Source organism: Kribbella sp. NPDC031520, assembly GCF_055580825.1.
The window spans coordinates 170,856-194,448 of record NZ_JBVIKS010000004.1 but is presented as its reverse complement, the minus strand read 5'-3'; the positions used below and the strand labels follow the sequence as shown (position 1 = coordinate 194,448).

Below are 23,593 nucleotides of genomic sequence, written 5' to 3'. Positions count from 1 at the left end.
TGAGTCCTCGAATCGGAGGACCGAAGGTCCCTCAGGTCGGGACTCTTGTCCGCAGCGTCTGCAAGCTTCGTCGGCGATTCTGAAGACGAACCGAAGGAGCCTGCCATGACCACTCCGCTGCAGCAGGAGGTCGAACGCTGGGAAGGCCAGCTCGACGACATCGCGAACACCAGGACGTCGGACGACTGGTACCTCGACGAACGCCGACTGGCCGAGGCGCAGCAGCAGGCAGCATTGCGCCTTGAGCTCGAAGACGCCCGATGAGCACGCTCACCTTCCTGGGCGCCGCCGGGACGGTCACCGGCAGCAAGTTCCTGCTCGAACACGACCGGCAGCGGATCCTGCTCGACTGCGGCATGTTCCAAGGCGAGGCTCAGTGGCGCCGGCGTAACTGGGACCCGTTCCCGATCGACCCGGCGACGTTGGACGCCGTTGTCCTGACCCACGCGCATCTCGACCACTGCGGCTACCTGCCCAGCCTGGTCCGGCAGGGCTTTCACGGACCGGTGATCTGCAGCCCAGGTACGGCGGAAGTCGCAGCCATCGTGCTCCGAGACGCCGCCCACCTCCAGGTCGAGGACGCCCAGCACGCCCGTGCCGGCGGCTATTCCCGGCACGATCCGCCGCAGCCCCTGTTCGACACCGAAGACGCCGAACGCGCGATCCGCTTGTTCCGCCCCGCCGACGGCCGCGTCCAACTCGACGACACCACCGTGACACTCCACCGGGCCGGACACATCCTCGGTTCCGCGTTCGCAGTACTCGAATTCGACGGACGACGTCTCCTGGTCAGCGGCGATCTCGGCCGGCAGGAACACCCGCTGCTCCTCCCGCCAGAGGCTCCGCCGGCCGTCGACACAGCCCTGGTCGAGTCGACGTACGGCGACCGCCACCACCAGCCACTCGACCACGCCCAGCTCGCCCGGCTGATCAGCACGACAGCAGCCCGCGGCGGCGTCGTTCTCATGCCGGCGTTCGCGATCGACCGTACGGCGGTCCTCCTGCACGAGCTCACCGGTCTGATGCGGGACGGGCTGATCCCGCACCTGCCCGTGTACGTCAACAGCCCGATGGCGCTGGCCGCGCTGAACGTCTACCGCGCCGCCGTCACCAACAAGTCGCCCGAGCTCCGCCCCGAGATCCTCGGCGGCCCGGACCCGTTCGATCCCGGCACCCTGCGCCTGGTCCACTCCGTCGAGGAATCGATGCGGATCAGCGACCCCGGTCGCCCGTCCATTGTGATCTCCGCGTCCGGCATGGCCACCGGCGGCCGCGTCCTCTACCACCTCGCCCGGCTCCTGCCCGGCAAGCGCAACACCGTCATCCTCCCCGGCTTCCAGGTCCCCGGCACCCGCGGCCGCGCGCTGCTCGATGGCTCCCGGCGCTCAAGATCCACGGCCGCTACATCCCGGTCCGAGCCCAAGTCGTCGGCCTGTCCGAGTTCTCCGCCCATGCGGACTCCGACGAACTGCTCGCCTGGCTGTCCTCGGCACCACGCGCCCCCGAGACCGTCTACGTCGTACACGGCGAAGACCACGCCCGCGCCGAACTCGCCCGGAGGATCCACGACGAACTCGACTGGACCGCGGCCACCCCAGCCCATCTCGAACGCGTACGTCTGTGAGTTGGCACTGACGAAGGAGGCCGGCATGAACCACAGGACTGTTGTCGTAGGCATCGACGGAAGGCCTGACTGCGAGAACGCGATCCGTTGGGGTGCGGCCGAAGCAGCCTCCCGCGCGGCCGCATTACAACTGGTGCACGCCTTCGTGTGGCCAGAGTTCCACGTGCCACTCGGACCGAGCGACCTGGCGCCGGGCCTTCGGGCTCAGGCCGACCGGATCGTCGCCGACGCAGTCGACTTGGCGCGAAAGTTCGAACCCGGCGTGCCCGTGACGGGGCGGCGAGTCGACGGCTTCCCGTCTGCCGTACTGCTGGCGGAGTCGCAGACCGCCGACCTGATCGTGATCGGCAGCCGGATCACCGGTCCGCTGCTTGGCCTCCTCGTCAGCTCGGCCGGCGTCGAGTTGTCTGCGCACGCGCACTGCCCGGTGGTCGTCGTACGGCCGTCCGATGACTCGCCGCCCGGCAGCCGGGTCGTCATCGGGTACGACGGTTCGCCGGCCGCCGACGCGGCAGTCGACTTCGGTCTCGACCACGCGCACCGGCACGGCCTGCCCGCCCGGATCGTCACGGTTCTGGAAGACGACGAGGATGACGACCACGATCTCCTTGCCGGGGTCCGCGCACATCCGCTGGCCTCCGACACCGAGCTGATCGAGGTCAGCGGTCATTCGTCGGAGCTCCTGCTCCAATGGTCCGCCGACGCACAACTGCTGGTCGTCGGATCCCGTGGCCGGGGCGGATTCGCCGGCCTGCTGCTCGGCTCGGTCAGCCAGACCATGCTGCACCAGTCACCGTGCCCGGTCGCCGTCATCCCGCAGGCGTCGATCCAAGGTCCCGCGTAGAAGGGCCCACAGCGGCTCGGTGGGCCTGACAAGAACCAGGGCCGGTGTTCTAGGCGCGGTGTGGCTTCTTCGTGTGTTCGATGGCGAAGACGGCGGCTTCGGTGCGGCGTTCGAGGTTGAGCTTGCGGAGCAGGGACGAGACGTAGTTCTTGACCGTCTTTTCAGCGAGGTAGAGCGACTGCGCGATCTGGCGGTTGGTCTTGCCCTCGGCGATTTCGGCGAGAATGCGGCGTTCCTGCTCGGTCAGGGACGCATAGCGGGGATCCTCGACCTCGGCAGGATGCCGGAGGCGTTCCAGGACCTTGGCGGTCATGCTCGGATCGAGAAGCGACTCGCCGCGGGCAAGGCGGCGGACGGCGTCCACCAGGGCCAGGCCGTTGATCTGCTTGAGCAGGTAGCCGGCAGCGCCGGCCATGATCGCGGTGAACAGCGCCTCGTCGTCGGAGAACGACGTCAGCATCAGGCACGACGGCGGCTCGTCCATCTGTGACCGGACCTCGCGGCACACGGTGATGCCGTCGCCGTCGGGCAGCCGTACGTCGAGCACAGCGACATCGGGGCGTACGGCCGGGATCCGGGCGATCGCCTCCGCCGCGGTACCCGCGTCACCGACCACCTCGATGTCCGGCTCCGCGTCGAGCAGCTGGTGGAGTCCGAGCCGGACCACCTCGTGGTCGTCGAGCAGGAACACCTTGATCGTCATCACCATCTCCTCGACCGTTCGAGCCAGGCCCACCGATAGGGCGCCCCGCCCAGCATCTCGCCCATCCACGCAACTCACCAGGGACCACGGTCCCGCCCCGACCGGGACCTTCGGCGACGGAACTTCTTGGCTTTGAACTCGGCAGCTGCAGTCGACCGCAGAACACCCGTCCACCCGGGACCTCTGGTGCTGCGGTCTGGGACCTTCCGCCCTGCCTCGCTGGGCCTCGGAGACGTTGACTGGAAGTGCCCCGAGGAGGCGCCATGTCCCCGGTAGCCGTCGTACACCACCAGGAGCGCTGACATGAACACCGTCATCAAGACGCGGGGGCTGACGAAGCGCTTCGGGCGTCGTACCGCGCTCGACAGGCTCGACCTCGACGTACCGGCCGGCGTCATCGTCGGCTACCTCGGACCGAACGGGGCCGGGAAGACGACCACGATCCGGCTGCTCGCCGGGCTCATTCGCCCGACGGCCGGATCCGCCGTCGTGTTCGGTTTCGACGCGGCCGACCAGTACGACGCACTGCAGCGCCGGATCGGCTATCTGCCGGGCGACTTCGTCGCGTATCCCGACCTCACCGGATCGCAGTACCTGGACTACTTCTCCCACCTGTACGGCGGCGTCGAACGAAGCCGGATCGAGCTGCTGGCCAAACGGTTCGACCTGGACCTCGGCGTCCGGATCGGCACGCTCTCCCGCGGCAACCGGCAGAAGGTCGGCATCCTGCAGGCCTTCATGCACGACCCAGACCTGCTGATCCTCGACGAACCGACGACCGGCTTGGACCCGTTGATGCAGCGGGAGTTCCGGGAGCTGCTGCGCGAGACCCGGGACGCCGGCCGGACGGTCTTCCTCTCCTCACACGTGCTGTCCGAGGTCGAGGCCGTCGCCGACACTGTCGCGATCCTGCGGGCCGGCCGCCTGGTGACGGTCCAGTCCGTACAGGCGCTGCGCGACAATGCCCGCCGGCGGCTGGATCTCACCTTCGCCGGCACCCCACCGGCCGACCGCATCCACGCCGTACCAGGTGTGCAGCAGCTCTCGATCGACGGCCGGGTCGCGCACATCGTGATCACCGGATCGACAGCCGAGCTGCTCAAGGTCGTCGCGCCGTACGACGTGACCAACATCCTCAGCCACGAGGCCGACCTCGAAGCGGCGTTCCTCGACTACTACGACGGGTGAAGCCATGTTCCGCAATGTCTATCTCAAGTCGTTGTACGACGCTCGCCGCGGACTGATCGGCTGGTCGATCGCGATCGCGGCGCTCGTACTGCTGGAGTCCGCACTGTGGCCCTCGATCCGCGACATGCCCGACCTGCAGCAGCTCTACCAGTCGTTCCCCGAGGAACTGCGCAAGTTCTTCAACCTGGACGCGATGACCACCGGCGCCGGCTTCCTCAACGCCGAGCTGTTCACGCTCCTGCTGCCCGCACTGTTCCTCGTCTACGGGATCGGGCACGGCGCCCGTACCCTGGCCGGCGAGGAAGAACGCGGAACCCTCGAACTGCTGCTGGTCACACCGGTCTCCGGCTCCCGCGTCATCGTCGACAAGGCACTCGCCCTGGCGTCGTCCATCGCGGTTCTCGGACTCGTGCTGTTCGCCGCCACGTCGCTCGGCAGCCTGATCTTCGGACTCGGCATCTCCGCGTCCGGTGCGGCCAGTGGGGCCCTGGCGATGACGCTGCTCGGCCTCGAGTTCGGCGTACTCTCTCTGGCCATCGGTGCGCTCACCGGCCGTCGTACCGTCGCCGTCGCCGGATCGGCGGCAGCTGCCACCGCGGCGTACGTCGTCTACGCGATCGGCCTGGTGCTCCCGCGGTTCGAGTCCTGGCAGCCGTACTCGCCCATCCACCAGGCCTTCCACGGCGGCCCGCTCGGCGCCGGTCTCCAGCTCAGCTACCTCTGGCTCCTCGCCGGCGCGGTCGCAGTCACACTCCTCGCCCTGCCAACACTCGACGGCCGCGACATCTCCACCGCCCACGGCGCCTGACAGCCATGCCCGCCGGCCGCCGTCTCGCCGCCGCGATCCCACTCACCGCCCTCCGGCGAGCGCGGATCAGGGCTGGGCGGCCCAGTCGCTCCAGCTCGCCTTGGCGCCGGAGTCGCCGATCCGAACCACGTCGTACACAGCCGCGCCCGCGACCAAGACGGCAACCACCGTGAGCGCAGCGGTGACAGCACTCGACGCGGGCGCGAGGAACGTGCGCTTGACCGGCGTACGCCCGGTGCTCTCCCGTTGACGCCACCACACGATTGCCGCCAGCACCGCGACGCCGACAGCCGCGTAAATCGCCGTGTCGCCCAGCTCGGTGTGCTTGTGGATCAACGGGTTCGGCGTGAGCCGATGCTCCAGCCACTCCCCCGCGCTCGTGGTGATCGGCACCAGCACGACGACGACCAGCGACAGCACCATATTGGGACCGGCGAGCCGCCGCCTGGCGGCCGGCCAGAGCGCGGTCAGAGCCAGCAGAGCAGCCGAGAGCGGCAGCAGTACGACGATGGCGTGCACGAGCAACACGTGGGCGGGGAGACCGTTGACTGTCTGCATCACGTTCCTTCGAGTCGATCCGGTTCGAAGCGCCCACGCTTCCATCGAGTTCTTGGGAAATTCTTGGAACCCCCGACACCGAGTCGATCCCGGCGCAATCACCGGACGCGCCGCCGCCGGCGCCGGACGACCAGTGCCGTGATTACGGCAGCCGCGAACATTCCGAGCAGGAGGCCGCTCACGAGGCCGAGGCGTTGCTCGAGGACTCGGTACGACGCTCCGGCGAGGTAGCCGCCGCCGGCGACCAGCACGGCCCAGGTCACGCCGCCGACGACGTTCGCGACGGTGAAGTGTGAGCGGCGCATCCGGCTCATACCCGCGATGCCGGGCATCAATGCTCTGAAGGCTGCGGTCCAGCGGCCGAGGATCACGGCGACGGCGCCGCGGCGGGCGATCAGCCTCAGCGTACGGTCGATCTGCTCGGCGCGGCGGAGCCGACCCGGTAACCGTCCGAGCAGCGCCGGGCCGTACCGTCGGCCGACGACGAAACCCACCTGGTCCCCGACGACCGCGCCGACCGCGGCAGCCACCATCACGACCCACAGCGGCAGCGCACCGGCATGAGCAACCACGCCGCCGATGATGACCGCTGTCTCGCCCGGAACGACCAGGCCGAGGAAGGTCGATGCCTCGAGCGCCGGCAACAGGCAGGCGATCGTGATCACGAGCCAGGGCGGCAGGATCGCCAACCATTCGAAGACAGCGTTCACGGTCAGAACCTTCCTCCCGCGACCCTGCGGCGCCACAGACGCCACAGCTCGCGGTCACCGGCCGGGTCTCCTAGTAGAAGGTCGCGCCGGTGGCGCGGGTGGTGTCGTCGACCCTCCAGGTCAGCTCGTTGCGTACTCCGACGACGCCGTCCACACCAGCGACCAGCTCCTCGGCGAACGCGACTGTGGTGCGCCTCTCGACCTGGCCTGCGAGTGTCACGACGCCTTCGCGGACGGAGACCTGCACGGCTGCGGGGTCGTCCCACAGATGCCGGTCGACGACGTCGCGGTGCACCCGCGCCAGGATCTCCTGATCCGGCGCGACGAAAGCCTTCAGCAGGTCGGAACGCGTCACGATGCCGATCAGCGAGTCGCCGTCCATCACCACCAGCCGGGTGATTCCACGCGACGCCATCAGCCGGGCGGCCTCGTCCAGCGTGCAGTCGCCGTCGACGGTGATCGCCGGAGCGGACATCAGCACGTGAGCGGTGAGCGCATCAGCCTTCGTCCGCGTCTTGCGCAGCGTCCAGGGCCGCTGCGGCTTGCGCTGGAATTCCTCTTTGCGCAGCAAGTCCGTCTCGGACACCACACCCGCAACACCGCCGTACGCGCCGCACACCGGCACCGCGCTGATGTGGTGTTCGGCCAACGTAGTGGCCACTGCCTTGAACGGCGTGTCCTCAGCGACGGTGACAACGTCCTTTGTCATCACGTCGGAAACAGTCAGTAAGTGACGCATCATGACTCCTTGGGCCGGCGGACGATCGCGATGGGCGAGTCCGCGTGGTGGAGAAGGCTCTGACTCACCGAGCCCAGCAGCAGGCCCTTGACGCCGCCCCGGCCGCGCGAGCCGACGACCACCAGCGAGGCGTTGTCCGACAGCGCGATCAGCTGGGCACTCGGCCGGCCTTCGAGGACGTCAGCACGTACCTTCACCTGCGGGTACTTGTCCCGGTACGCCAACAGGCTCTCGGCGAGCCAGTCCGTCAGTAGGTCATGCGTGGTCGCAGCCGGTGCCAGGTGGTCGGCCTGCGGTTGCCAGCAGTACACGACTTCCAGCGGCTGATCGGTCCGGGCAGCCTCGTCGAACGCGAAGGCGACGGCCTGCTCCGAGTCCGGCGAACCGTCCGTGCCGACGACGACCGGTCCGGTCCGCCGCTCGCCGCGGACCACGACGACCGGGCACGGCGCCTTCGCAGCGACCGATGTCGCCACCGAGCCGAGCACCGCGGCCGACATCTTGTTCCGCGACCGGGTCCCGACCACGACCAGCTCGGCGTCGCCGGACTCCGTCAGGATCGCGTGCGCCGGATCCAGAGCGGCCAGCCAACCCGATCCGCGCTCGTAACCGAGCCGGTCCCGGACGATCCGCACCGCTTCGTCGACCTCGTGCTGGAACTTGTCCAACGGCACCGGCGGCGGCACGTACCCCGGCATCCCGATCGCCGGCCACTGGTCCAGCTCGTTCAGATAGGCATGCACCACCCGGACCGCCAGGTCCCGCTGCCCCGCCGCGTCGATCGCCCAGCGCAACGCGATCTGCGCCTCGGGCGTATCGTCCACACCCACGAGGATGTACTTGGTCGTCACTGGAATTCCCTTCAGTTGCTGGGATGCTCGACGAGGATTTCCTTGAGCCCGTCGACGAAGGCGAGCGATTCGTCGTACCCGCGCTGCCAAACGTTCCGTCCGAAGATCAGCCCGAGACCGCCGGCGTCCATCGCCTGTTCGGCCTTGCGGTACATCGCGTCGTCGCCGGCTCGCTCGCCACCGGAGACCAGCACCAGCGTCCGGTTCGCCGACCGGACAACGCCGTCGATCGCCTGCTGCGGGGTGAAGATCTCCTCGTACGGCGGCTTCACGTTGTCGCGCTTGCTCGGCTGCGGGAAGTTCACCTTCACCACGTCCGCGCCGAGCTCACAGGCGACGCGCGCGGCGTAGTCGACGGCGTAGAAGGAGTCCTTGCCGCCCTTCGCTTCGATCGCCGCACCCCGCGGGTACGCCCACACGATCACCGGCATCCCCAGCCGCTGTGCGTCGGCGCGGATCGTCCGGTACTGCGTGAAGTCGGTCTCCTGTGCGGGGGATCCGACGTACAACGTGTAACCGACCGCGTCCGCGCCCAGCCGTACGGCGTCCTCGACGCTCGCGTGCACCGGCGACAACGCCGCCGCGTCCGACGGGATGTCGGTCTTGCCGTTCAGCTTGAGAATCAGCGGGATCTCGCCCGCGTACTCCCAGAAGAACTTCTCCGCCAGCCCGATCTGCAGCACGACCCCGTTGAACTCTCCCGCCTTCGCCAGCTTCAGGATGTACGCCGGCTCCGAAGCCTTCGGGTTCGCGAAGAAGTCCCGCGGCCCGTGCTCCAGTCCCTGGTCGTACGGCAGGAACAACGCCGTGCCGTTCTTCAACCCGTAGTCGAAGAGGATCCTGCGCAACCGGGCCTTCTTGCCGGTACTGAGACCGAGCTCGTTCAACGCCGCACGCTTCTGCATAACGATCATCTCCCCACTACCAACCTCGCCCATCAGCCCTGCCCAGGGCAGTGCCGTCGGTCCTTGACCCGCCGGGACCTTCGGGTCATCGCTCCGGCTCTCAGTCAGTACTGCGGATCGCCGTGACCGCGAAGGCCTCGACGCCCTGGTAGTGACCGCCGGTCGAGGCGACGATCACCACGGCCGGATCCGTCGCACCCTGGAACGTCACCCGCGTCGACCACGGCTGCGACTGCCCGCCCGCGGCCACGCAGCACAACGTCCCGAGCCGATCGCCCGTGGACGCCTGCCGTACGTCGACGCGGATCGCCTCGTCGACGCCGGTGATCCGTCCGCCAACCGTGAGCGGTGACTGTGCCGGAGCGCCGTACCGCGGCTGGGTCAGCGTCAGACTGGTGTCGTGTGTCCCGACGACCTCCCAGGGCGCGTCGTCGCCCTGACCCAGCCGGGCCAGGTGGATGACGGCGGCGACCGACGGCGGATTCTTCTCAGCGCGGTAACCGACCGACACGAGCGCTTCGTCGCCCTTCACCGAGCTCGACACCACGAGGTCGATCTCGCCGAACTGCAGGAATCCGTTCGTGAACGACAGCGCGGTTCGCGCGGGGTCGAGATGCCAGGGCTGCTTGCCGCCACTGCGATACGCCTGCTGCCAGACCGCCGCGGCAGCCTCGGACGTGAACGGCCACAACGCCTGGTACCGGAAGGTCCGCCGGCTCGGCGTACCCGTAGGTGCCGTCGTCGGTGTCGTCGTCGGCTTCGGCGTGGCGGTGACCGTCACGGTGGGACCCGTCCGCGTCGCCGTCGGCCCCGGCGCCGACGACGTACCGGACTTGTCAGAATCGTTGACCACGACAACCATCGCCACCGCAAGCGCGACGATCGCCAAACAGGCAACCGCAATCGCCCACCGCGCTCGCACTTTCACGACTTCCCCCTGACTGTCGCCGCGTAGACCGCGGTCGCGACCAGCAACGCACCCACCACGAGCAGCACCAGGGGCGCCGCCAGTTGTCCGGGGAACCACCGGCTGACCACGGTCGGCAGGATGTTGAGCGCACCGATGGCGCCGACCGCGAGCAGCAGCAGGTCGCGGACGGCAACAGCCACCACCACGACAGCCACGACCGTGCAGAGTGCGAGAACCATGCCGGCATCGGCTGGCAACGTCATCGCCGCACCGACCAAGGCGCCGGTACCCGCGAGGGCCAGCACAGGCCGTCGCGGCTTCACCATCCCGCCCGCACCGAGCAGGAACCAGATCAGGCCTGTTCCCCAGACGGCCAGCCCTGGAAGATCTGGACCGGTGGTCAGCTGTGCGACAGCCGCCCCGACCGCCACCATCATCGCGACGAAGAAGACCGATTGCTGCGTGAGAACCGGCAGGCGCCACCACAGCACCGCCGCCAGCACCGCCGCTCCCGAGCTCGCCGTCAGCGCGATCGCGTCGCCGTCGAGCTCGAGTACCCGGTCGGCGAAGAGTGCAAGGAACGCGCCGGCGCCGGCTGTGGCGAGCACCCACAGCACCGACCTCAGCCGCACCTGGACGGCGCTGCGAGGTTTCCGCACGGCGATGCCGGCCAGGAGCATGACCGCCGCGGCGCCACCGACCACGGCGAGTTGCCCGACCTCGCCCAGCGTGCTCCAGTACTGAGCGCCGATCAGGCCCGCGGCGACCAATACGATCACGCCACCGAGGTAGGCGAGTGCCTCCACCACCAACGACGTACGGTTGGCCCTGTCCGGGTTGCGAGCCGGAGCAGGACCAGCCGGAGTCGTGAGATCTTCGCGCATCCGGTCAGCCTGGGCAGGCGTGATCAGGCCTTCGGCCAGCCAGTGGTCGATCAGGTTCGGCACAGACGATCGATTGTCGGTCGATGCCCTCATGTCTCCACCATCGGTCGTGCCGAGGCGGGTGAGCAGGGCCGAACGACCTGTACCTGATGGGGCCGACGGCCGGGTCAGCGCACTACTGCCACCGGGCAGCGTGCGTGGTGGAGGACCGCGCGACTGACCGAAGACAGTCAACGGGTAGCCGGAGCCGTCAAGAGCGCTCGCGGAACATGGTGATCGCGCCGCTGGGGCATTCGGCGGCGCAGAGGCCGCAGCCTTTGCAGAAGTCGAGGTCGATCTCGTAGCGCTGGCCGGGGCCTAGTTTGATGATCGCGTTGTCCGGACAGACCCCGAAGCAGTTGTCGCACTCGAGGCAGTTGCCGCAGGACATGCACCGCCGGGCCTCGAACAGCGCGGTCTCGGCGGTCAGCCCACCGGTCACCTCGTCGAACGACGTGATCCGCCGCGCGACGTCCAGTTGCGGCCGTACGGTCGCCGGCGCATCCGCGTAGTACCAGGTGTTCAGCCGGTCGTACGTCGCGAGCTCCGGACGCTCCGGGTGCTCGTACGCCGTACCGCGAAGCCAGCCGTCGATGTTCCGCGCCGCCTGCTTTCCGTGGCCGACGGCAACTGTGACGGTGCGCTCCCCCGGCACCATGTCGCCGCCCGCGAACAGGCCGGGCCGCCCCGTCATCATCGCGGCGTTCACCTGCACCACTCCATCGGCGACGGTTACCTCCGGGAGGTCCTCCACCAACGCGAGGTCCGCCTGCTGCCCGAGCGCCAACACCACCGAGTCCGCGTCGAGTTCCTCGAACTCGCCGGTCGGCTGCGGGAAGCCGGTCTCGTCGAGCCGCATCTTCTCGATCCGGACCCGGTCGGCGCCGGCGTACACGATGGTCGACAGCCACCGCATCCGGATGCCCTCGTCCAGCGCCTCCCGGACCTCGATGTCGTGCGCCGGCATCCGTTCCCGGGTACGGCGGTAGACGACGACCGCGTCCGAGGCGCCCAGCCGGCGCGCCGTCCGGGCGACATCCATCGCCGTGTTGCCCCCGCCGTACACCGCGACCCGCCGCCCGAGCAGCGGTTGCTCGCCCTTCTCCAGGCCGGCGAGCAGCGAGACCGCGTCCACGATCCGTGCAGAGTCGCCGGCCGGGATGTCCGCGCGTCGCCCGATGTGGGCCCCGACGGCCAGGAACACCGCGTCGAACTCGACGAGCGCGCCGTCCAGCGAGGTGACCGGCGTACCGAGTTCAAGCTGTACGCCGAGGTCGGCGATCCGCTGGATCTCGGCGTCGACCACGTCCCGTGGCAGGCGGTACGAGGGGATGCCGTAGCGCATCATGCCGCCGGCCTGCGGCGAATCGTCCCGCACGGTGACCTCGTGGCCGAGCCGCGCGAGGTGGTACGCCGCCGACAACCCGGACGGGCCGGCGCCGACGATCAGCACCCGCTTGCCACTCGGTGGAGCGTCGACGGTCACCGACCAGCCCTGCCTGATCGCCTCGTCGCCGAGGAATCGCTCGACCGAGTTGATCCCGACCGGCTGGTCCAAGGTCGCGCGGTTGCAGGCGGTCTCGCACGGCCGGTAGCAGACCCGTCCCATGATCGCCGGGAACGGGTTGTCGCGCATGATCTGCCGCCAGGCAGCCTCGTAGTCGCCTTCCTCCGCGCGCGCCAGCCACTCCTGCACGTTCTCGCCGGCCGGGCAGGCGTCGTTGCACGGCGGCATCCGGTCCAGGTACACCGGCCGCTCGGTCCGCCACGAGCCCGTCTTGTTCGCCAGGCTGGAGCCGACGTCGAGCGTGATCGCGTACGGGTGCGGTGTGCTTGCCTCAGGCATCTGACTCACCCATCAATCCAAAGGTCCGGATGTTCCTGTCTGCCTCCGCCTGGAGTTTGCTGACGACGTCCTCGCGCGGAGTGGCACCGAAACGCCCTTGCATGCTCAGGTACTCGACGACCGGACGGAGCCGGCGGATCGGCGTCACCTCGGTCACCTCGCCGTCGATCGCCTCGAAGACCGGGAACATGCCGCTCTCCGTGGCCAGCCGGGCCACCTCAATGGTCTTGTCCGAAGCCGTTCGCCAGCCCAGCGGGCAGGGCACCAGGACGTGCAGGTACCGGGCGCCGTGGAACTCCATCGCCCGCGCCGCCTTGTACTCGAGATCGCGCAGGTCCGCGACGGTTGCCGTGGCGACGTACGGGATCCGGTGCGCCATCGCGATCAGTGGCAGGCTCTTGCCCTGCCCGAACGAGTTCCCGGCCGGTGTCGTGGTGGTCACCGCGCCGTGCGGCGTCGCGCCGGACCGCTGAACGCCGGTGTTCATGTAGCCACCGTTGTCGTAGCAGACGTACAGCACGTCGTCGTTGCGCTCGAACATGCCCGACAGGCAGGCAAGGCCGATGTCGACCGTACCGCCGTCACCGCCCTGGCCGACCACGCGGACGTCGGTCCGCCCCTTCGCCTTCAGGGCCGCGGCAACACCGGTCGCGACGGCCGGCGCGTTGCCGAACAGCGAATGCAGCCATGGCACCCGCCACGACGACTCGGGAAAGGGCGTCGAGAAGACCTCCAGGCAACCGGTCGCGTTGACGGTCATCGCACGGTTGCCCGTGGCCCGCATCACCGCGTCGAGGACGTAGCGGGCGCCGAGCGCCTCGCCGCAGCCCTGGCAGGCCCGGTGTCCCGTTGTCAGCGAATTCGTCCGAGCGACGTCGGCCTGCACGGACCGCTGATCCGGATCGAGCAGACGGTTGCCGACCGCGAAACTGCCCGTTTGGTAGAACTTGATCCGTTGCACTGGCATGACTAGGTCATCTCCCGCTCGACGACATCGCGTTTGAGGTCCAGAAAGGTCAGTGGCTCGAGCCCATCGGCGTCGGTGAGCAGCGCCCGCAGCGACCTCTTCGTGACCGGACGGCCACCCAGTCCTGCCACGACCGTCGAGATCCGCAGTCCCGGCACACTCCCCCGGACGTCGGCCGTGACGATCCCACCCATGCCGATCCCGACTGCCCGCTCCAGCACGATCACGTGCCGCGCGTCGCGGAGCGCTGCTCGCACGGCGTCGTACGGGAACGGCCGGAATGTCGTCAGTCCCAGTACGCCGACACTCACACCATCGGCGCGCAGGTCGTCGACGGTGTCCTTGAGGGTGCCGAGCACCGAGCCGAGCGCGATCACGACGGTCTCGGCATCCTGGCACCCATAAGGCCGGACCAGCCCGCCCGACGGCCGCAGGAACTCCCGGGTGAAGGCGTCGGCTGTCTGCGGGATGACGTCGAGAGCCCGCAGATGTTTGGCATGTGCCAAATAGCGGACTTCCGTGAACGCGTCCGGGCCGACCATAGCGCCGATGGTGACCGGTGCATCCGGATCGAGCAGCTGCCGCGGCTGATAAGGCGGCAGGAACGCGTCGACCTGTTCCTGGGACGGCACGTCGATGCCTTCGACCGCGTGCGTCAGAACGAATCCGTCCATGCACACCATCACCGGCAACGACAACTCCTCGGCGATCCGGAACGCCTGCACGTGCAGGTCGGCCGCCTCCTGGTTGCTCTCGGCGTACAGCTGGATCCAGCCGGAGTCCCGCTGCGACATCGAGTCGCTCTGGTCGTTCCAGATGTTGATCGGGGCCCCGATCGCCCGGTTAGCCACTGTCATGACAATCGGCAGGCCGAGCCCGGAGGCGTTGTACAGCGCCTCGGCCATGTAGAGCAGTCCTTGGCTCGCAGTGGCCGTGTAGGTGCGGGCGCCGGTGGCGGAGGCTCCGATCGCGACCGACATCGCGCCGAACTCCGACTCGACGTTCACGAACTCACACGGCGCCAGCTCGCCCGACGCCACCAGCACGCTGAGCGCCTCGACGATATGAGTCTGCGGTGAGATCGGGTACGCACAGACCACTTCGGGCCGGCACCGCGCGACGGTCTGCGCGACCGCCCGGGAGCCTTCAATCTGCGATCGCATGAGCAGTCCCCTCCAGGGCCAGGTCGTACGCGTCACGAACGGCGGCAACGTTGCCGGCGGCAACTGCTCCGGAGAACCGGTCCTGCACGGCGGCCACGACCGACTCGATACTCACCTGCCCCGTCAGCGCCGCGAAGGCACCCAGCAGCACCGCGCCGGGCAACGGCCGGCCCAGATGGGTCAACGCCAGCTCGGTCGCCGGTATGGTGAGCACCCGATCGGTCCGGCGCGAGGACAAGCCCAGCTCGGACAGCGACTGCGACGTGTTGACGAGGAGATAGCTGTCGGCGCGCAAGCCGGCCAGGACGTCCGGCTGATGAATCAACGTGGCGTCCTGAACGATCACCGCGTCCGGCTCCGCGATCGGCTCGTGCGACCGGATCGGGCGGTCGTCGATCCGGCAGAACCCGACCACGGGCGCACCGGTGCGCTCCGACCCGAACGTCGGGAACGCCTGCGCGTGCCTGCCTTCCCCGAACGCCGCGACCGACAGCAACTCGGCCGTCGTCACCACACCCTGACCACCGCGGCCATGGATCCGCACCTCGAACATCGCGATCACCCGTCCTGCGTCTCGAGATCCGGGTCGGACAGCACCAGGCCGGCCTGCATCAGATCGACCGTGCCATCGAGCGGTACGACGTACTCGCTGCTCATGACGTCTCCTACCGCAGCGAGGCGGCGACAAGTTCGGTCAGGTCGACCAGGCGGCTCGTGTAGCCCCACTCGTTGTCGTACCAACCGAATACCTTGACCAGGTGGTTCTGGACCTGGGTGAGCGGCGCGTCGAAGATGCATGACGAGGGGTCGCCGACGATGTCGCGGGACACGATCGGATCGGTCGTGTAGCGCAGGATCCCCTTCAGCGGTCCGGCCGCGGCCTCGGCGAACGCCTCGTTGACGAGTTCCACCGTGACCGCCTCGTGCAGCTGCACCGACAGGTCGGTGAGCGATCCGTCCTCGATCGGGACCCGCACCGCCACGCCGTCGATCTTTCCCGCCAGCTCGGGGATCACCAGACCGACCGCGCGGGCCGCACCGGTGCTCGTCGGGATCAGGTTGGCCGCACCGGAACGACCGCGCCGCAGATCCTTGTGCGGGGAGTCCAGCAGCACCTGGTCGTTGGTGTAGCTGTGGATCGTGGTCATCAGCCCACGCTCGATCCCGAACGCCCGGTGCAGCACCGACACCATGGGCGCGACGCAGTTCGTCGTACACGAGGCGTTCGAGATCACGTGATGCCGCGCCGGGTCGTAGTCGTCCTCGTTCACCCCGAGTACGACGGTCGCGTCGACGTCCTTGCCCGGCACCGACAGGATCACCTTGCGGGCGCCCGCGGCCAGGTGCGCGCCGGCGGCGTCGCGGGTACGGAACTTGCCGGTCGACTCGATCACGATGTCGGCACCGACCGCTGCCCAGTCGAGCTTCGCCGGATCACGCTCAGCCGTCGCCCGGATGACTCGGCCGGCCACGGTGATCGAGGTGTCCGTGTGCCCGACTTCGTGGTGAAGCGGCCCGTACGTCGAGTCGTAGCGCAGCAGGTGTGCGAGCGTCGCCGGCGGCGCGACGTCGTTGATCGCGACCACCTCGACACCGTCGGATCCGCGTTCGAGCACACAGCGCAGGTAGTCCCGCCCGATCCGCCCGAACCCGTTGATCCCAACCCGTACGCTCATGATCGACCCTTCAGTCGGTGGTATGCCGTCGTTCTCATTCCACTGGCTGACGCCGAGGTACTTGCAGGGCCGAAGGTCCTCCTCCGGTCACGTCTTGCTGCCCTGACCAGCTCGGCGACACGGGGGGACGGTGGAAGTGAGGAGTAAGGAGGCAGTCATGGACGACAAGACACTCACCGACCGGCAGACGGAGCGCAGCGGTCCGGCGCGATCCGACGACGAGTTGCGCGAGCAGGCGGTGACCGAGCTACGCAAGCGGCGTGAGCTCGCCGGTCACCTGATGGCGTTCGTCCTGATCAACACCTTCGTGGTGATCATCTGGTACGTCAGCGGAGCCGGCTTCTTCTGGCCGGTCTTCCCGATCTTCGCCTGGGGCATCGGCATCGTCTTCCACACCTGGGACGTCCTGTGGCCCCAACCCACCGAGACCTCGATCCGGTCCACGATGGACCGCATCGCGCGTCGCCGGTGACGAACTCCGCAGAGCCGGTCCCCACCAGGGGACCGGCTATTTCTGGCCGTGCAGCCAGCGTGGAGCGATGTCTTGCCACTCGGCGTCCCACGCCTCGAGCCGGCGGCGGTTCAGCGGCAGGCAGGTGAGGCGGAACAGGCCCCAGAGCACGAGCCATGAGCCGAAGCCGGCGAAGAATCCGGTGGTGGCACCGAACGCTTTGTTGTCGGAGAGAGAACGCGGTGCGGCGACGATGTTTCCGCCGCGATCCAGCCAGATGGTCACCTCAGTGTTCGCTGGGGTGCCGATCACGACAGTCGCGAGACGCTGATGCGAAGCGCCTTGCGAGTCGACGTACGAGACCTGTGTCAACGACAGCGCGCTCCCAGGCGCGCTGGAAACCGAGTGCTCCGTGCCCACCAGGGTCTTGGCCTGCACCTCGTGCAGGACAGCTCGCTGCCGCGCGGCCGACGCCTCGAGGGCGTTCGAAACGCTCGTCCCGATCGCCGCTGCGGCCGGCACCATGAACAACGCCGCGACGAGTACGCACCACAGCAGCACTGTCTCGGCCTGGTCGGACCAGCGTCGCATCGGGTTCTTCCGGCCGATCCCCAGCCGGCGGGCCTGCATGAGCACCCAGAGCTCCCCAGCACGCTGCGTTCCGGTGCTCATGACAACCTCCCCTGGAGTCCGCTCGCTTGGACGCAGGGGACCGGCTCGCCGGACCGGTTCCGTCTTGACGACGGTGAGTCTTGTGGCCACTGGCCACCTCTTGTTGGGTCCGCTTCCGGCAAGCCGGTCAACCCCCCTGCAACACCAGACTCGCGCAGCGGCCCCCGCGTGGTTAGGGTCCAAAGTCCCGTCCGCGCCGGAAGGTGTCCCGATCGGCCTCCAACCTCGTCATCACCTAATGCACGTAGACCTGGAGCTCGCTGATCAGTGCAGCCAGCACCGTCTTCGCATCGCCGAACAGCATCGCGGTGCGGGGGTTGGTGTACAGCTCGTTGTCGATGCCCGCGTAGCCGTGGCCGAGCGAGCGTTTGACCACGATCACGCTGCGGGCCTTGTCGACGTCCAGGATCGGCATCCCGGACACCGCGTTGCCCGGTCGGCGTGCGGCCGGGTTCGTCACGTCGTTGGCGCCGACGACGAGCACGACGTCGGTCGCCGAGAACTGCGGGTTGATCTCGTCCAGGTCCTTCAGCTGCGGGTACGGCGCATTCGCTTCCGCCAGCAGTACGTTCATGTGACCGGGCATCCGGCCGGCGACGGGGTGGATGCCGTAGCTGACGTCGACCCCGTGCTCGGTCAGTGCCTGCGCGAGCTCGACCACCTCGTGCTGGGCCTGGGCCGCCGCCAGTCCGTATCCGGGCACGATGACGACCTTCCCGGCGTACGCCAACTGCAATGCGGCGTCGTCGGCGGTCACCGACCGGACCGTGCCCGTTGCCGCGATCGCCGGCTGGGACTGCTCGTCACCGGTTCCGAAGCCTCCAGCGATGATGTTCAGCAGCGAGCGGTTCATCGCGACCGCCATCAGCTTCGTCAGAATGCCACCGGCCGCTCCGACCAGGGCGCCCGCGATGATCAGCGGCGTACTGCCGATCACGAAGCCGGCCATCGCCACCGCCGTACCGGTGCACGCGTTCAGCAGCGAGATCACCACCGGCATGTCGGCACCGCCGATCGGCAAGGTCATCAGTACGCCGAGACCCAACGCGGCACCGGTCAGCAGCCCCAGGGTTCCGAGGCCACCGACGTGCGCGGTGTAGAGGACACCCGCCAGCACCGCGGTGACAGCCAGGAGGAGGTTGAGCAACCGCCCGCCGGTGAACGTCAACGGCCTCCCGGGCACCAGGCCCGCCAGCTTGCCCGCCGCAACGAGCGACCCCGAGAACGTCAACGCTCCGATCAAGATGTCGAGGAAGGTGGTGAGAGTCGTACTGATCGGCTGATCCGCCGAACCCGGCAGCGCATCGCTGAACGCGATCAGAGCCGCCGCCCCACCGCCCACCGCGTTGAACAGACTGACCAGCTGCGGCATCGCGGTCATCTTCACCCGCCGCGCAGCAACCAGTCCGGCACCGGACCCGGCCGCCACACCGACGGCCAGCACGACGGCCGCGGTCGCGGTGATCACGCCGTCGTCGATCAGCACAACGACGGTTAGCGCAACCGCCACGGCCATGCCGAACGCGGACAGCTGGTTGCCCCGTCGCGCAGTCGCGGGCGAGTTCATCAGGTGCAGACCGAGCACGAAACAGATCGCCGTACCCAGGTACAGCAGGTGGGTCGTCGTGTTCATGACTTGTCCCTCGGCTTCGCCCGGAACATCTCGAGCATCCTGTCTGTGACGACGTACCCGCCGACCACATTGGCGGCAGCAAAGGCGGCGGCCACGAACAGGAGCAGATAGCCGACTGTGGTGTCGATGCTCGCGGCAACGATCATCACACCGACCACGACCACGCCGTGGATGGCGTTGGCGCCGGACATCAACGGGGTGTGCAGGGTGGCCGGAACCTTCGAGATGACCTCGAAGCCGACGAGCACACTGAGCACGAAGACCGTGATGTCGGCGAGCAGTACAGCAGTCATGACGCTGTCTCCTTCGAACGCACCAGCAGCCCGGCGATGATGTCGTCCTCGGGATCGAGTACGACCGAGCCGTCGTGGGTCAGGTGTTCGAGCAGCGCGGCGACGTTTCGCGCCCAGGCCGAGGACGCGGCTCGCGGTACCTGCGCGGGGAGGTTGCCGGCGCCGAGAACGACCACCCCGTTCTCGGTCCCGATCCGGCCGTCCGGCACGGACCCCGCCACGTTGCCGCCGAACGGACCAGCGCCGAGGTCAACCACGACCGAGCCAGGAGCCATCGCGGCGAGCGCCGCGGCCGGCACGAGCTCGGGCGGACGATGTCCCGGCACCTGCGCGGTCGTGATCACCACGTCGAAGTCCCGGATCGCGTCGACCAGCGCCTGTTGCTGCGCCGCTTGCTCGTCCTCGGTCAGCGCCCGCGCGTAGCCTCCCGCTCCCTCGGCGGTCACGCCCAGATCCAGTACGGCGGCACCGGTCGACGCGATGTCGGCGCGGGCTGCCGCGCGGACGTCGTACCCGGTGACGAGTGCGCCGAGGCGTCGCGCCGTACCCATCGCCTGGAGGCCTGCCACTCCCCCGCCGAGGACCAGGACCTTGGCCGGACGTACGGTCCCGGCCGCGGTCATCATCATCGGGAAGAACCCGCCGAACGTGTCAGCAGCCAGTACTGCGGCCTTGTAGCCGGCCACGTTGGCCTGCGAGGTGAGCACGTCCATCGACTGCGCCCGGCTGAGCGTCCGCGGCAGTCCTTCGAAGCTGAGCGCCGTGACCGCGGCCAGCTCGTCGGGATCGTCGTACGGGCGCAGCAGACCGATCACGATCTGACCGACCCGTAGCCGCGCGCAGTCCGGGCGGTGGATGACCGTCAGGATGTCCGCCTGTGCGTAGACCTCTGATCGTTCGGCGATCCGTGCGCCGGCCGCGACGTACGCCTCGTCCGGGAAGTGGGCGCTGCGGCCCGCGCCGGTCTCGACGACCACGTCGAGGCCGGACTTGCGCAGCCGCGGCACCACCTCGGGTGTGATCGCCACCCGGTTCTCGTGCCACTCGGTCTCTGCCTGGCAGCCGATGAGCGTGTTCATCAGAACTCGAAGTCGGTCACAACTGCGGCTTTCATTGCGGTCCTTTCGGCGGAGCACGAAGTAGATCGGGTGACGAAATGGGTACCGGGTCCCGCAGCCAGGGAGAACCCCTCCGGCTCGCCGGGAGCGACGTCGAGCTGGAAGGTGGATTCGCCCCAGGCCTGGTCCAGGGCGTAGTCGATGTAGAACGGGCAACCCTCGATGTCGCCGAGGAGTACGTCGCCCGCACCGACGAGGAACTCGCCCGCCGGGTAGCACATCGGCGTACTGCCGGCGCAGCAGCCGCCGGACTGGACGAACATGACCGGCGCACCGCGGTCCGCGCACAGGCGACGGATCGCCTGGTGCGCGGCCTCGGTAGCCGTGATGCGGTTGACGGACATGGGATCAGAACAGACCGAGCGGTTCGTCGCTGTAGCTGACGAGCAGGTTCTTGGTCTGGCTGTAGTGGTCGAGCATCATCCGGTGGTTCTCGCGGCCGATGCCGGAGATCTTGTAACCGCCGAACGCCGCTCCCGCCGGGTACTGGTGGTAGCAGTTCGTCCACACCCGCCCTGCCTTGATCCCCCGGCCCATCCGGTACGCGCGGGTGCCGTCGCGGGTCCAGACACCGGCGCCCAGGCCGTACAGCGTGTCGTTGGCGATCTCCAGCGCCTCGGCCTCGTCCTTGAAGGTCGTGACCGCCAGCACCGGACCGAAGATCTCCTCCTGGAAGACCCGCATCTTGTTGTGCCCGCGCAGTACGGTCGGCTCGAAGTAATAGCCGTGCTCGAACTCGCCGGCGATCTTCGCCCGCTCGCCTCCGATCAGCACCTCGGCGCCTTCCTCACGGCCGATCGCAACGTACGACGCGATCTTGTCGAGCTGCGCCTGAGACACCTGAGCGCCGATCTGGGTCTCGGTGTCCAGCGGGTTACCCTGCTTGATCGAGGCGATCCGGTCCAGGGCACGCTCCATGAACGCGTCGTAGATGTCCTCCTGGATCAGCGCCCGGGACGGGCAGGTGCAGACCTCGCCCTTGTTGAACGCGTACAGCACGAGACCCTCGATCGCCTTGTCGAGGAACTTGTCCGGGCGCGCCATCACGTCCTCGAAGAAGATGTTCGGGCTCTTGCCGCCGAGCTCCACCGTCGACGGGATCAAGTTCTGCGCGGCGTACTGCATGATCAGCCGACCGGTGACGGTCTCACCGGTGAAGCCGATCTTCGCGATCCGCGGACTCGTCGCCAGCGCCCTGCCGATCTCGGCGCCGGGACCGGTGATGACGTTGAACACGCCCGGCGGGACCACGTCGCCGATCACCTCGGCCAGCTTGAGGATCGACCACGGCGTCGGCGAGGCCGGCTTCATCACCGAGCAGTTGCCCGCGGCCCACGCCGGTGCCAGCTTCCACGCCGCCATCAGCAGCGGGAAGTTGAACGGGATGATCTGCCCGACGACGCCCAGCGGCTCACGGAAGTGGTACGCGACCAGGTCCTTGTCGATCTCCGTCGTCCGGCCTTCCTCGGCCCGTACGGCGCCGGCGAAATACCGGAAGTGGTCGACGACCAGCGGAATGTCGGCGTTCAGCGTCTCCCGGACCGGCTTGCCGTTCTCCCAGCTCTCCGCGACCGCCAGCATCTCCTTGTTCGCCTCGACCGCGTCGGCGACCGCGTTCAGGACCTCGGCGCGCTCGGCCGCGGACTTCTCACCCCAGGCGTCCTTGGCAGCATGCGCGGCGTCCAGCGCCAGCTCGACGTCCTCCGGCGTCGAGTGCGCGACCTCGGTGATCGGCTCGGCCGTGGCCGGACTCAGGTCGACGCGATGATCGCCCTTCACCGGCTCCACCCACCGGCCGCCGATGAAGTTCTCGTACCGCGGCTTGACCTCGACCGGACTCCCGGGCTTCCCGGGTGCAACGTACTGCATGATCCATCTCCTTCACTCGACGAGTCCATGCCCTTCGAGCGAACTGCGGACCGGGCGCCGCTCGTAGGGCCGAAAGACCCATCGGGCCGTTGACCGCTGTGATCTGCACGACAGCCGCCCCGGCTGCAGGCTCGGAGGGACCTTTGGCTGTGCTGACAGGCCTTCCGTCTCTGCCCAGCGACACACCGGGGACGGATGCTCGTGACGACAGGAACCGATTTGGAGGTTCGCCATGGGTGCCGTCATCGCAATTCCGCTGATCACCATCGTCCTGGTTTCGCTCGCCTTCGCGCTGTGGAGTCTGTACGTCGTCGTTGTCGAAGGGATCACCTTCGCCCGCTCGACCCGACGCCACGGCAGCGGCGAAACCGCAGCGCACTACGAACCCGGAGACCACCAACACGTCTCCACCCACCCCTTCGGAAGCTGACCACCGCCAAGAGCCGACCCCCGGAGCAATCAATCTCTCCCGCACGAGATCTTCGCCCGCGCCGCAACTGACGGAGCGGGCTCAAGGTTCTGGGTCGAGCGGACCGATCGGCCGATTCGGGCAGTCGGCCTGGAGGCCGACTGGCCCGGTTGTCGGCGCCGCACCGCGCTCCTGCGAGAAGCCCCCCGGCGCCACGGATCAGATGAAGAGGAGTTGGGCTCCTTCGGTCTTTTCGATGAAGTCGGCGGCGCTGATGATGGCTTCGACTTCCTCGTAGAGGTCGGACTCGTCGAGGTGCATCATGTCGGCGGACATTCGGCACGCCCACAGGTGGCCGCCGGAGGCGACGATCTGCTCGAGGAAGTCGGGTACGTCGGGGACGCCGATCTCCTCGATCTGCTTCTTCATCTGGTGGGTGGCCATCGCGGTCATCCCGGGCAGGCCGCCGAGGCCCTGCGGCAGATGCGTGGCGGTGTTGCCGAGCATGGTGAACTTCAGGTCGTGCATCCGCGACTTGGTGATCATGTCGAAACCCCAGAACGTGAAGAACAGGTGCGTCTCCACACCTTCGCCCAGGGCGGCATTGGCCAGGATCAGGCCCGGGTAGGCCATGTCCAGGTTGCCCTTCGAGCAGATGATGGCCAGCTTGCGGCCTTCCGTTGCCTCGTCGCCGAAGTCGGGGACGGTCAGTGGCATCGTGGTGGTCATTTCG

At 68.3% G+C, this 23,593-nt stretch carries 28 protein-coding genes and 1 pseudogene; 8 read left to right on the top strand and 21 right to left on the bottom strand.

Annotated features, from left to right (window positions below):
• The first annotated feature begins 105 nt into the window (after nucleotides 1-105).
• From ACZ5BU_RS21605 to ACZ5BU_RS21590, 4 genes and pseudogenes are all read left to right on the top strand, one after another.
• The gene (locus tag ACZ5BU_RS21605) at nucleotides 106-264 is read left to right on the top strand and encodes a hypothetical protein (RefSeq protein ID WP_465701401.1); all 159 of its coding nucleotides are present in this window, start codon (nucleotides 106-108) and stop codon (nucleotides 262-264) included.
• Nucleotides 261-1,307, top strand: a pseudogene (locus ACZ5BU_RS21600) (MBL fold metallo-hydrolase); the annotation flags it as partial. The gene ACZ5BU_RS21605 and the pseudogene ACZ5BU_RS21600, both read left to right, overlap by 4 nt.
• Nucleotides 1,202-1,624 (top strand): MBL fold metallo-hydrolase RNA specificity domain-containing protein, encoded by a 423-nt coding sequence (locus tag ACZ5BU_RS21595; protein WP_465702670.1) that lies wholly within the window; start codon nucleotides 1,202-1,204, stop codon nucleotides 1,622-1,624. The pseudogene ACZ5BU_RS21600 and the gene ACZ5BU_RS21595, both read left to right, overlap by 106 nt.
• A gap of 25 nt (nucleotides 1,625-1,649) precedes the next feature.
• Nucleotides 1,650-2,468 (top strand): universal stress protein, encoded by an 819-nt coding sequence (locus ACZ5BU_RS21590; RefSeq protein ID WP_465702669.1) that lies wholly within the window; start codon nucleotides 1,650-1,652, stop codon nucleotides 2,466-2,468.
• Between the two features lie 49 nt (nucleotides 2,469-2,517).
• Here ACZ5BU_RS21590 and ACZ5BU_RS21585 read toward each other — a convergent pair whose 3' ends face one another.
• A complete protein-coding gene (locus ACZ5BU_RS21585; protein WP_465701399.1) occupies nucleotides 2,518-3,171 on the bottom strand; it encodes a response regulator in 654 nt (217 codons plus the stop codon).
• Between the two features lie 303 nt (nucleotides 3,172-3,474).
• Between ACZ5BU_RS21585 and ACZ5BU_RS21580 the strand changes: the two genes are divergently transcribed.
• A complete protein-coding gene (locus tag ACZ5BU_RS21580) occupies nucleotides 3,475-4,359 on the top strand; it encodes an ABC transporter ATP-binding protein (RefSeq protein WP_465701397.1) in 885 nt (294 codons plus the stop codon).
• A gap of 4 nt (nucleotides 4,360-4,363) precedes the next feature.
• Complete coding sequence (locus ACZ5BU_RS21575) at nucleotides 4,364-5,167, top strand: ABC transporter permease subunit (protein WP_465701395.1); 804 nt, start codon at nucleotides 4,364-4,366, stop codon at nucleotides 5,165-5,167.
• Between the two features lie 66 nt (nucleotides 5,168-5,233).
• On the opposite strand, the gene ACZ5BU_RS21570 is transcribed toward ACZ5BU_RS21575, so the two are convergent.
• The 13 genes from ACZ5BU_RS21570 to gap form a co-directional block, all read right to left on the bottom strand.
• Nucleotides 5,234-5,725: a DUF2231 domain-containing protein gene (locus ACZ5BU_RS21570; protein ID WP_465701393.1), complete on the bottom strand. Its 492-nt coding sequence runs from the start codon at nucleotides 5,723-5,725 to the stop codon at nucleotides 5,234-5,236.
• Between the two features lie 98 nt (nucleotides 5,726-5,823).
• Nucleotides 5,824-6,435, bottom strand: coding sequence for a DedA family protein (locus tag ACZ5BU_RS21565; protein WP_465701391.1), 612 nt, complete (start codon nucleotides 6,433-6,435; stop codon nucleotides 5,824-5,826).
• 70 nt (nucleotides 6,436-6,505) lie between these two features.
• On the bottom strand, nucleotides 6,506-7,177 hold the full coding sequence (locus ACZ5BU_RS21560) for a CBS domain-containing protein (RefSeq protein ID WP_465701389.1): 672 nt from the start codon (nucleotides 7,175-7,177) through the stop codon (nucleotides 6,506-6,508).
• A complete protein-coding gene (locus tag ACZ5BU_RS21555; protein ID WP_465701387.1) occupies nucleotides 7,174-8,025 on the bottom strand; it encodes a universal stress protein in 852 nt (283 codons plus the stop codon). The genes ACZ5BU_RS21560 and ACZ5BU_RS21555 overlap by 4 nt, the downstream gene beginning before the upstream one ends.
• Before the next feature lie 11 nt (nucleotides 8,026-8,036).
• Entirely contained in the window at nucleotides 8,037-8,930 is an 894-nt protein-coding gene (locus ACZ5BU_RS21550; protein ID WP_465701385.1) for a class I fructose-bisphosphate aldolase, read from the bottom strand.
• Nucleotides 8,931-9,030: 100 nt separating this feature from the next.
• Nucleotides 9,031-9,858, bottom strand: coding sequence for a hypothetical protein (locus ACZ5BU_RS21545; RefSeq protein WP_465701383.1), 828 nt, complete (start codon nucleotides 9,856-9,858; stop codon nucleotides 9,031-9,033).
• Nucleotides 9,855-10,817, bottom strand: a complete 963-nt coding sequence (locus tag ACZ5BU_RS21540; RefSeq protein WP_465701381.1) for a DUF2157 domain-containing protein — start codon at nucleotides 10,815-10,817, stop codon at nucleotides 9,855-9,857. Before ACZ5BU_RS21540 ends, ACZ5BU_RS21545 begins: the two co-directional genes overlap by 4 nt.
• 74 nt (nucleotides 10,818-10,891) lie before the next feature.
• Nucleotides 10,892-10,954 (bottom strand): hypothetical protein, encoded by a 63-nt coding sequence (locus ACZ5BU_RS21535; RefSeq protein WP_465702668.1) that lies wholly within the window; start codon nucleotides 10,952-10,954, stop codon nucleotides 10,892-10,894.
• Nucleotides 10,955-10,974: 20 nt separating this feature from the next.
• The gene (locus tag ACZ5BU_RS21530) at nucleotides 10,975-12,609 is read right to left on the bottom strand and encodes an NAD(P)-binding protein (RefSeq protein WP_465701379.1); all 1,635 of its coding nucleotides are present in this window, start codon (nucleotides 12,607-12,609) and stop codon (nucleotides 10,975-10,977) included.
• Nucleotides 12,602-13,576, bottom strand: coding sequence for a thiamine pyrophosphate-dependent enzyme (locus ACZ5BU_RS21525; RefSeq protein ID WP_465701377.1), 975 nt, complete (start codon nucleotides 13,574-13,576; stop codon nucleotides 12,602-12,604). The genes ACZ5BU_RS21530 and ACZ5BU_RS21525 overlap by 8 nt, the downstream gene beginning before the upstream one ends.
• A gap of 2 nt (nucleotides 13,577-13,578) precedes the next feature.
• The gene (locus tag ACZ5BU_RS21520) at nucleotides 13,579-14,739 is read right to left on the bottom strand and encodes a transketolase C-terminal domain-containing protein (RefSeq protein ID WP_465701376.1); all 1,161 of its coding nucleotides are present in this window, start codon (nucleotides 14,737-14,739) and stop codon (nucleotides 13,579-13,581) included.
• Nucleotides 14,723-15,292 (bottom strand): 2-oxoacid:acceptor oxidoreductase family protein, encoded by a 570-nt coding sequence (locus tag ACZ5BU_RS21515; protein ID WP_465701374.1) that lies wholly within the window; start codon nucleotides 15,290-15,292, stop codon nucleotides 14,723-14,725. Before ACZ5BU_RS21515 ends, ACZ5BU_RS21520 begins: the two co-directional genes overlap by 17 nt.
• A gap of 112 nt (nucleotides 15,293-15,404) precedes the next feature.
• A complete protein-coding gene (gene gap, locus ACZ5BU_RS21510; RefSeq protein WP_465701372.1) occupies nucleotides 15,405-16,415 on the bottom strand; it encodes a type I glyceraldehyde-3-phosphate dehydrogenase in 1,011 nt (336 codons plus the stop codon).
• Between the two features lie 157 nt (nucleotides 16,416-16,572).
• On the opposite strand from gap, the gene ACZ5BU_RS21505 reads away from it, so the two are divergent.
• Nucleotides 16,573-16,887: a 2TM domain-containing protein gene (locus ACZ5BU_RS21505; RefSeq protein ID WP_465701370.1), complete on the top strand. Its 315-nt coding sequence runs from the start codon at nucleotides 16,573-16,575 to the stop codon at nucleotides 16,885-16,887.
• Between the two features lie 36 nt (nucleotides 16,888-16,923).
• Here ACZ5BU_RS21505 and ACZ5BU_RS21500 read toward each other — a convergent pair whose 3' ends face one another.
• The 6 genes from ACZ5BU_RS21500 to ACZ5BU_RS21475 all read right to left on the bottom strand — a co-directional run bounded on the left by ACZ5BU_RS21500 (nucleotide 16,924) and on the right by ACZ5BU_RS21475 (nucleotide 22,454).
• Complete coding sequence (locus ACZ5BU_RS21500) at nucleotides 16,924-17,538, bottom strand: Rv1733c family protein (RefSeq protein WP_465701368.1); 615 nt, start codon at nucleotides 17,536-17,538, stop codon at nucleotides 16,924-16,926.
• 235 nt (nucleotides 17,539-17,773) lie between these two features.
• Nucleotides 17,774-19,171, bottom strand: coding sequence for an NAD(P)(+) transhydrogenase (Re/Si-specific) subunit beta (locus tag ACZ5BU_RS21495; RefSeq protein ID WP_465701366.1), 1,398 nt, complete (start codon nucleotides 19,169-19,171; stop codon nucleotides 17,774-17,776).
• Nucleotides 19,168-19,464, bottom strand: coding sequence for an NAD(P) transhydrogenase subunit alpha part 2 (locus tag ACZ5BU_RS21490; protein ID WP_465701364.1), 297 nt, complete (start codon nucleotides 19,462-19,464; stop codon nucleotides 19,168-19,170). Before ACZ5BU_RS21490 ends, ACZ5BU_RS21495 begins: the two co-directional genes overlap by 4 nt.
• Nucleotides 19,461-20,543, bottom strand: a complete 1,083-nt coding sequence (locus ACZ5BU_RS21485; RefSeq protein ID WP_465701362.1) for an NAD(P) transhydrogenase subunit alpha — start codon at nucleotides 20,541-20,543, stop codon at nucleotides 19,461-19,463. Before ACZ5BU_RS21485 ends, ACZ5BU_RS21490 begins: the two co-directional genes overlap by 4 nt.
• Entirely contained in the window at nucleotides 20,543-20,926 is a 384-nt protein-coding gene (locus ACZ5BU_RS21480; protein WP_465701361.1) for a DUF779 domain-containing protein, read from the bottom strand. The genes ACZ5BU_RS21485 and ACZ5BU_RS21480 overlap by 1 nt, the downstream gene beginning before the upstream one ends.
• Nucleotides 20,927-20,930: 4 nt before the next feature.
• Complete coding sequence (locus ACZ5BU_RS21475) at nucleotides 20,931-22,454, bottom strand: aldehyde dehydrogenase family protein (RefSeq protein ID WP_465702666.1); 1,524 nt, start codon at nucleotides 22,452-22,454, stop codon at nucleotides 20,931-20,933.
• A gap of 229 nt (nucleotides 22,455-22,683) precedes the next feature.
• Here ACZ5BU_RS21475 and ACZ5BU_RS21470 point away from each other — a divergent pair, with 229 nt between their 5' ends.
• The gene (locus ACZ5BU_RS21470; RefSeq protein WP_465701359.1) at nucleotides 22,684-22,881 is read left to right on the top strand and encodes a hypothetical protein; all 198 of its coding nucleotides are present in this window, start codon (nucleotides 22,684-22,686) and stop codon (nucleotides 22,879-22,881) included.
• 198 nt (nucleotides 22,882-23,079) lie between these two features.
• Here ACZ5BU_RS21470 and ACZ5BU_RS21465 read toward each other — a convergent pair whose 3' ends face one another.
• The gene (locus ACZ5BU_RS21465) at nucleotides 23,080-23,589 is read right to left on the bottom strand and encodes a DsrE/DsrF/DrsH-like family protein (protein ID WP_465701358.1); all 510 of its coding nucleotides are present in this window, start codon (nucleotides 23,587-23,589) and stop codon (nucleotides 23,080-23,082) included.
• Nucleotides 23,590-23,593: the final 4 nt, after the last annotated feature.

Bases quoted from the DNA above. Each gene is read 5' to 3' on its own strand.
- ACZ5BU_RS21580 (WP_465701397.1), top strand. From the start codon at position 3,475: ATGAACACCGTCATCAAGACGCGGGGGCTGACGAAGCGCTTCGGGCGT.
- ACZ5BU_RS21515 (WP_465701374.1), bottom strand. From the start codon at position 15,292: ATGTTCGAGGTGCGGATCCATGGCCGCGGTGGTCAGGGTGTGGTGACG.
- ACZ5BU_RS21550 (WP_465701385.1), bottom strand. From the start codon at position 8,930: ATGCAGAAGCGTGCGGCGTTGAACGAGCTCGGTCTCAGTACCGGCAAG.
- ACZ5BU_RS21570 (WP_465701393.1), bottom strand. From the start codon at position 5,725: ATGCAGACAGTCAACGGTCTCCCCGCCCACGTGTTGCTCGTGCACGCC.
- ACZ5BU_RS21495 (WP_465701366.1), bottom strand. From the start codon at position 19,171: ATGAACACGACGACCCACCTGCTGTACCTGGGTACGGCGATCTGTTTC.
- ACZ5BU_RS21490 (WP_465701364.1), bottom strand. From the start codon at position 19,464: ATGACTGCTGTACTGCTCGCCGACATCACGGTCTTCGTGCTCAGTGTG.
- ACZ5BU_RS21585 (WP_465701399.1), bottom strand. From the start codon at position 3,171: ATGACGATCAAGGTGTTCCTGCTCGACGACCACGAGGTGGTCCGGCTC.
- ACZ5BU_RS21560 (WP_465701389.1), bottom strand. From the start codon at position 7,177: ATGATGCGTCACTTACTGACTGTTTCCGACGTGATGACAAAGGACGTT.
- ACZ5BU_RS21605 (WP_465701401.1), top strand. From the start codon at position 106: ATGACCACTCCGCTGCAGCAGGAGGTCGAACGCTGGGAAGGCCAGCTC.
- ACZ5BU_RS21500 (WP_465701368.1), bottom strand. From the start codon at position 17,538: ATGAGCACCGGAACGCAGCGTGCTGGGGAGCTCTGGGTGCTCATGCAG.
- ACZ5BU_RS21530 (WP_465701379.1), bottom strand. From the start codon at position 12,609: ATGCCTGAGGCAAGCACACCGCACCCGTACGCGATCACGCTCGACGTC.
- ACZ5BU_RS21540 (WP_465701381.1), bottom strand. From the start codon at position 10,817: ATGAGGGCATCGACCGACAATCGATCGTCTGTGCCGAACCTGATCGAC.
- ACZ5BU_RS21470 (WP_465701359.1), top strand. From the start codon at position 22,684: ATGGGTGCCGTCATCGCAATTCCGCTGATCACCATCGTCCTGGTTTCG.
- ACZ5BU_RS21465 (WP_465701358.1), bottom strand. From the start codon at position 23,589: ATGACCACCACGATGCCACTGACCGTCCCCGACTTCGGCGACGAGGCA.
- ACZ5BU_RS21505 (WP_465701370.1), top strand. From the start codon at position 16,573: ATGGACGACAAGACACTCACCGACCGGCAGACGGAGCGCAGCGGTCCG.
- ACZ5BU_RS21485 (WP_465701362.1), bottom strand. From the start codon at position 20,543: ATGAACACGCTCATCGGCTGCCAGGCAGAGACCGAGTGGCACGAGAAC.
- gap (WP_465701372.1), bottom strand. From the start codon at position 16,415: ATGAGCGTACGGGTTGGGATCAACGGGTTCGGGCGGATCGGGCGGGAC.
- ACZ5BU_RS21575 (WP_465701395.1), top strand. From the start codon at position 4,364: ATGTTCCGCAATGTCTATCTCAAGTCGTTGTACGACGCTCGCCGCGGA.
- ACZ5BU_RS21520 (WP_465701376.1), bottom strand. From the start codon at position 14,739: ATGCGATCGCAGATTGAAGGCTCCCGGGCGGTCGCGCAGACCGTCGCG.
- ACZ5BU_RS21480 (WP_465701361.1), bottom strand. From the start codon at position 20,926: ATGTCCGTCAACCGCATCACGGCTACCGAGGCCGCGCACCAGGCGATC.
- ACZ5BU_RS21590 (WP_465702669.1), top strand. From the start codon at position 1,650: ATGAACCACAGGACTGTTGTCGTAGGCATCGACGGAAGGCCTGACTGC.
- ACZ5BU_RS21525 (WP_465701377.1), bottom strand. From the start codon at position 13,576: ATGCCAGTGCAACGGATCAAGTTCTACCAAACGGGCAGTTTCGCGGTC.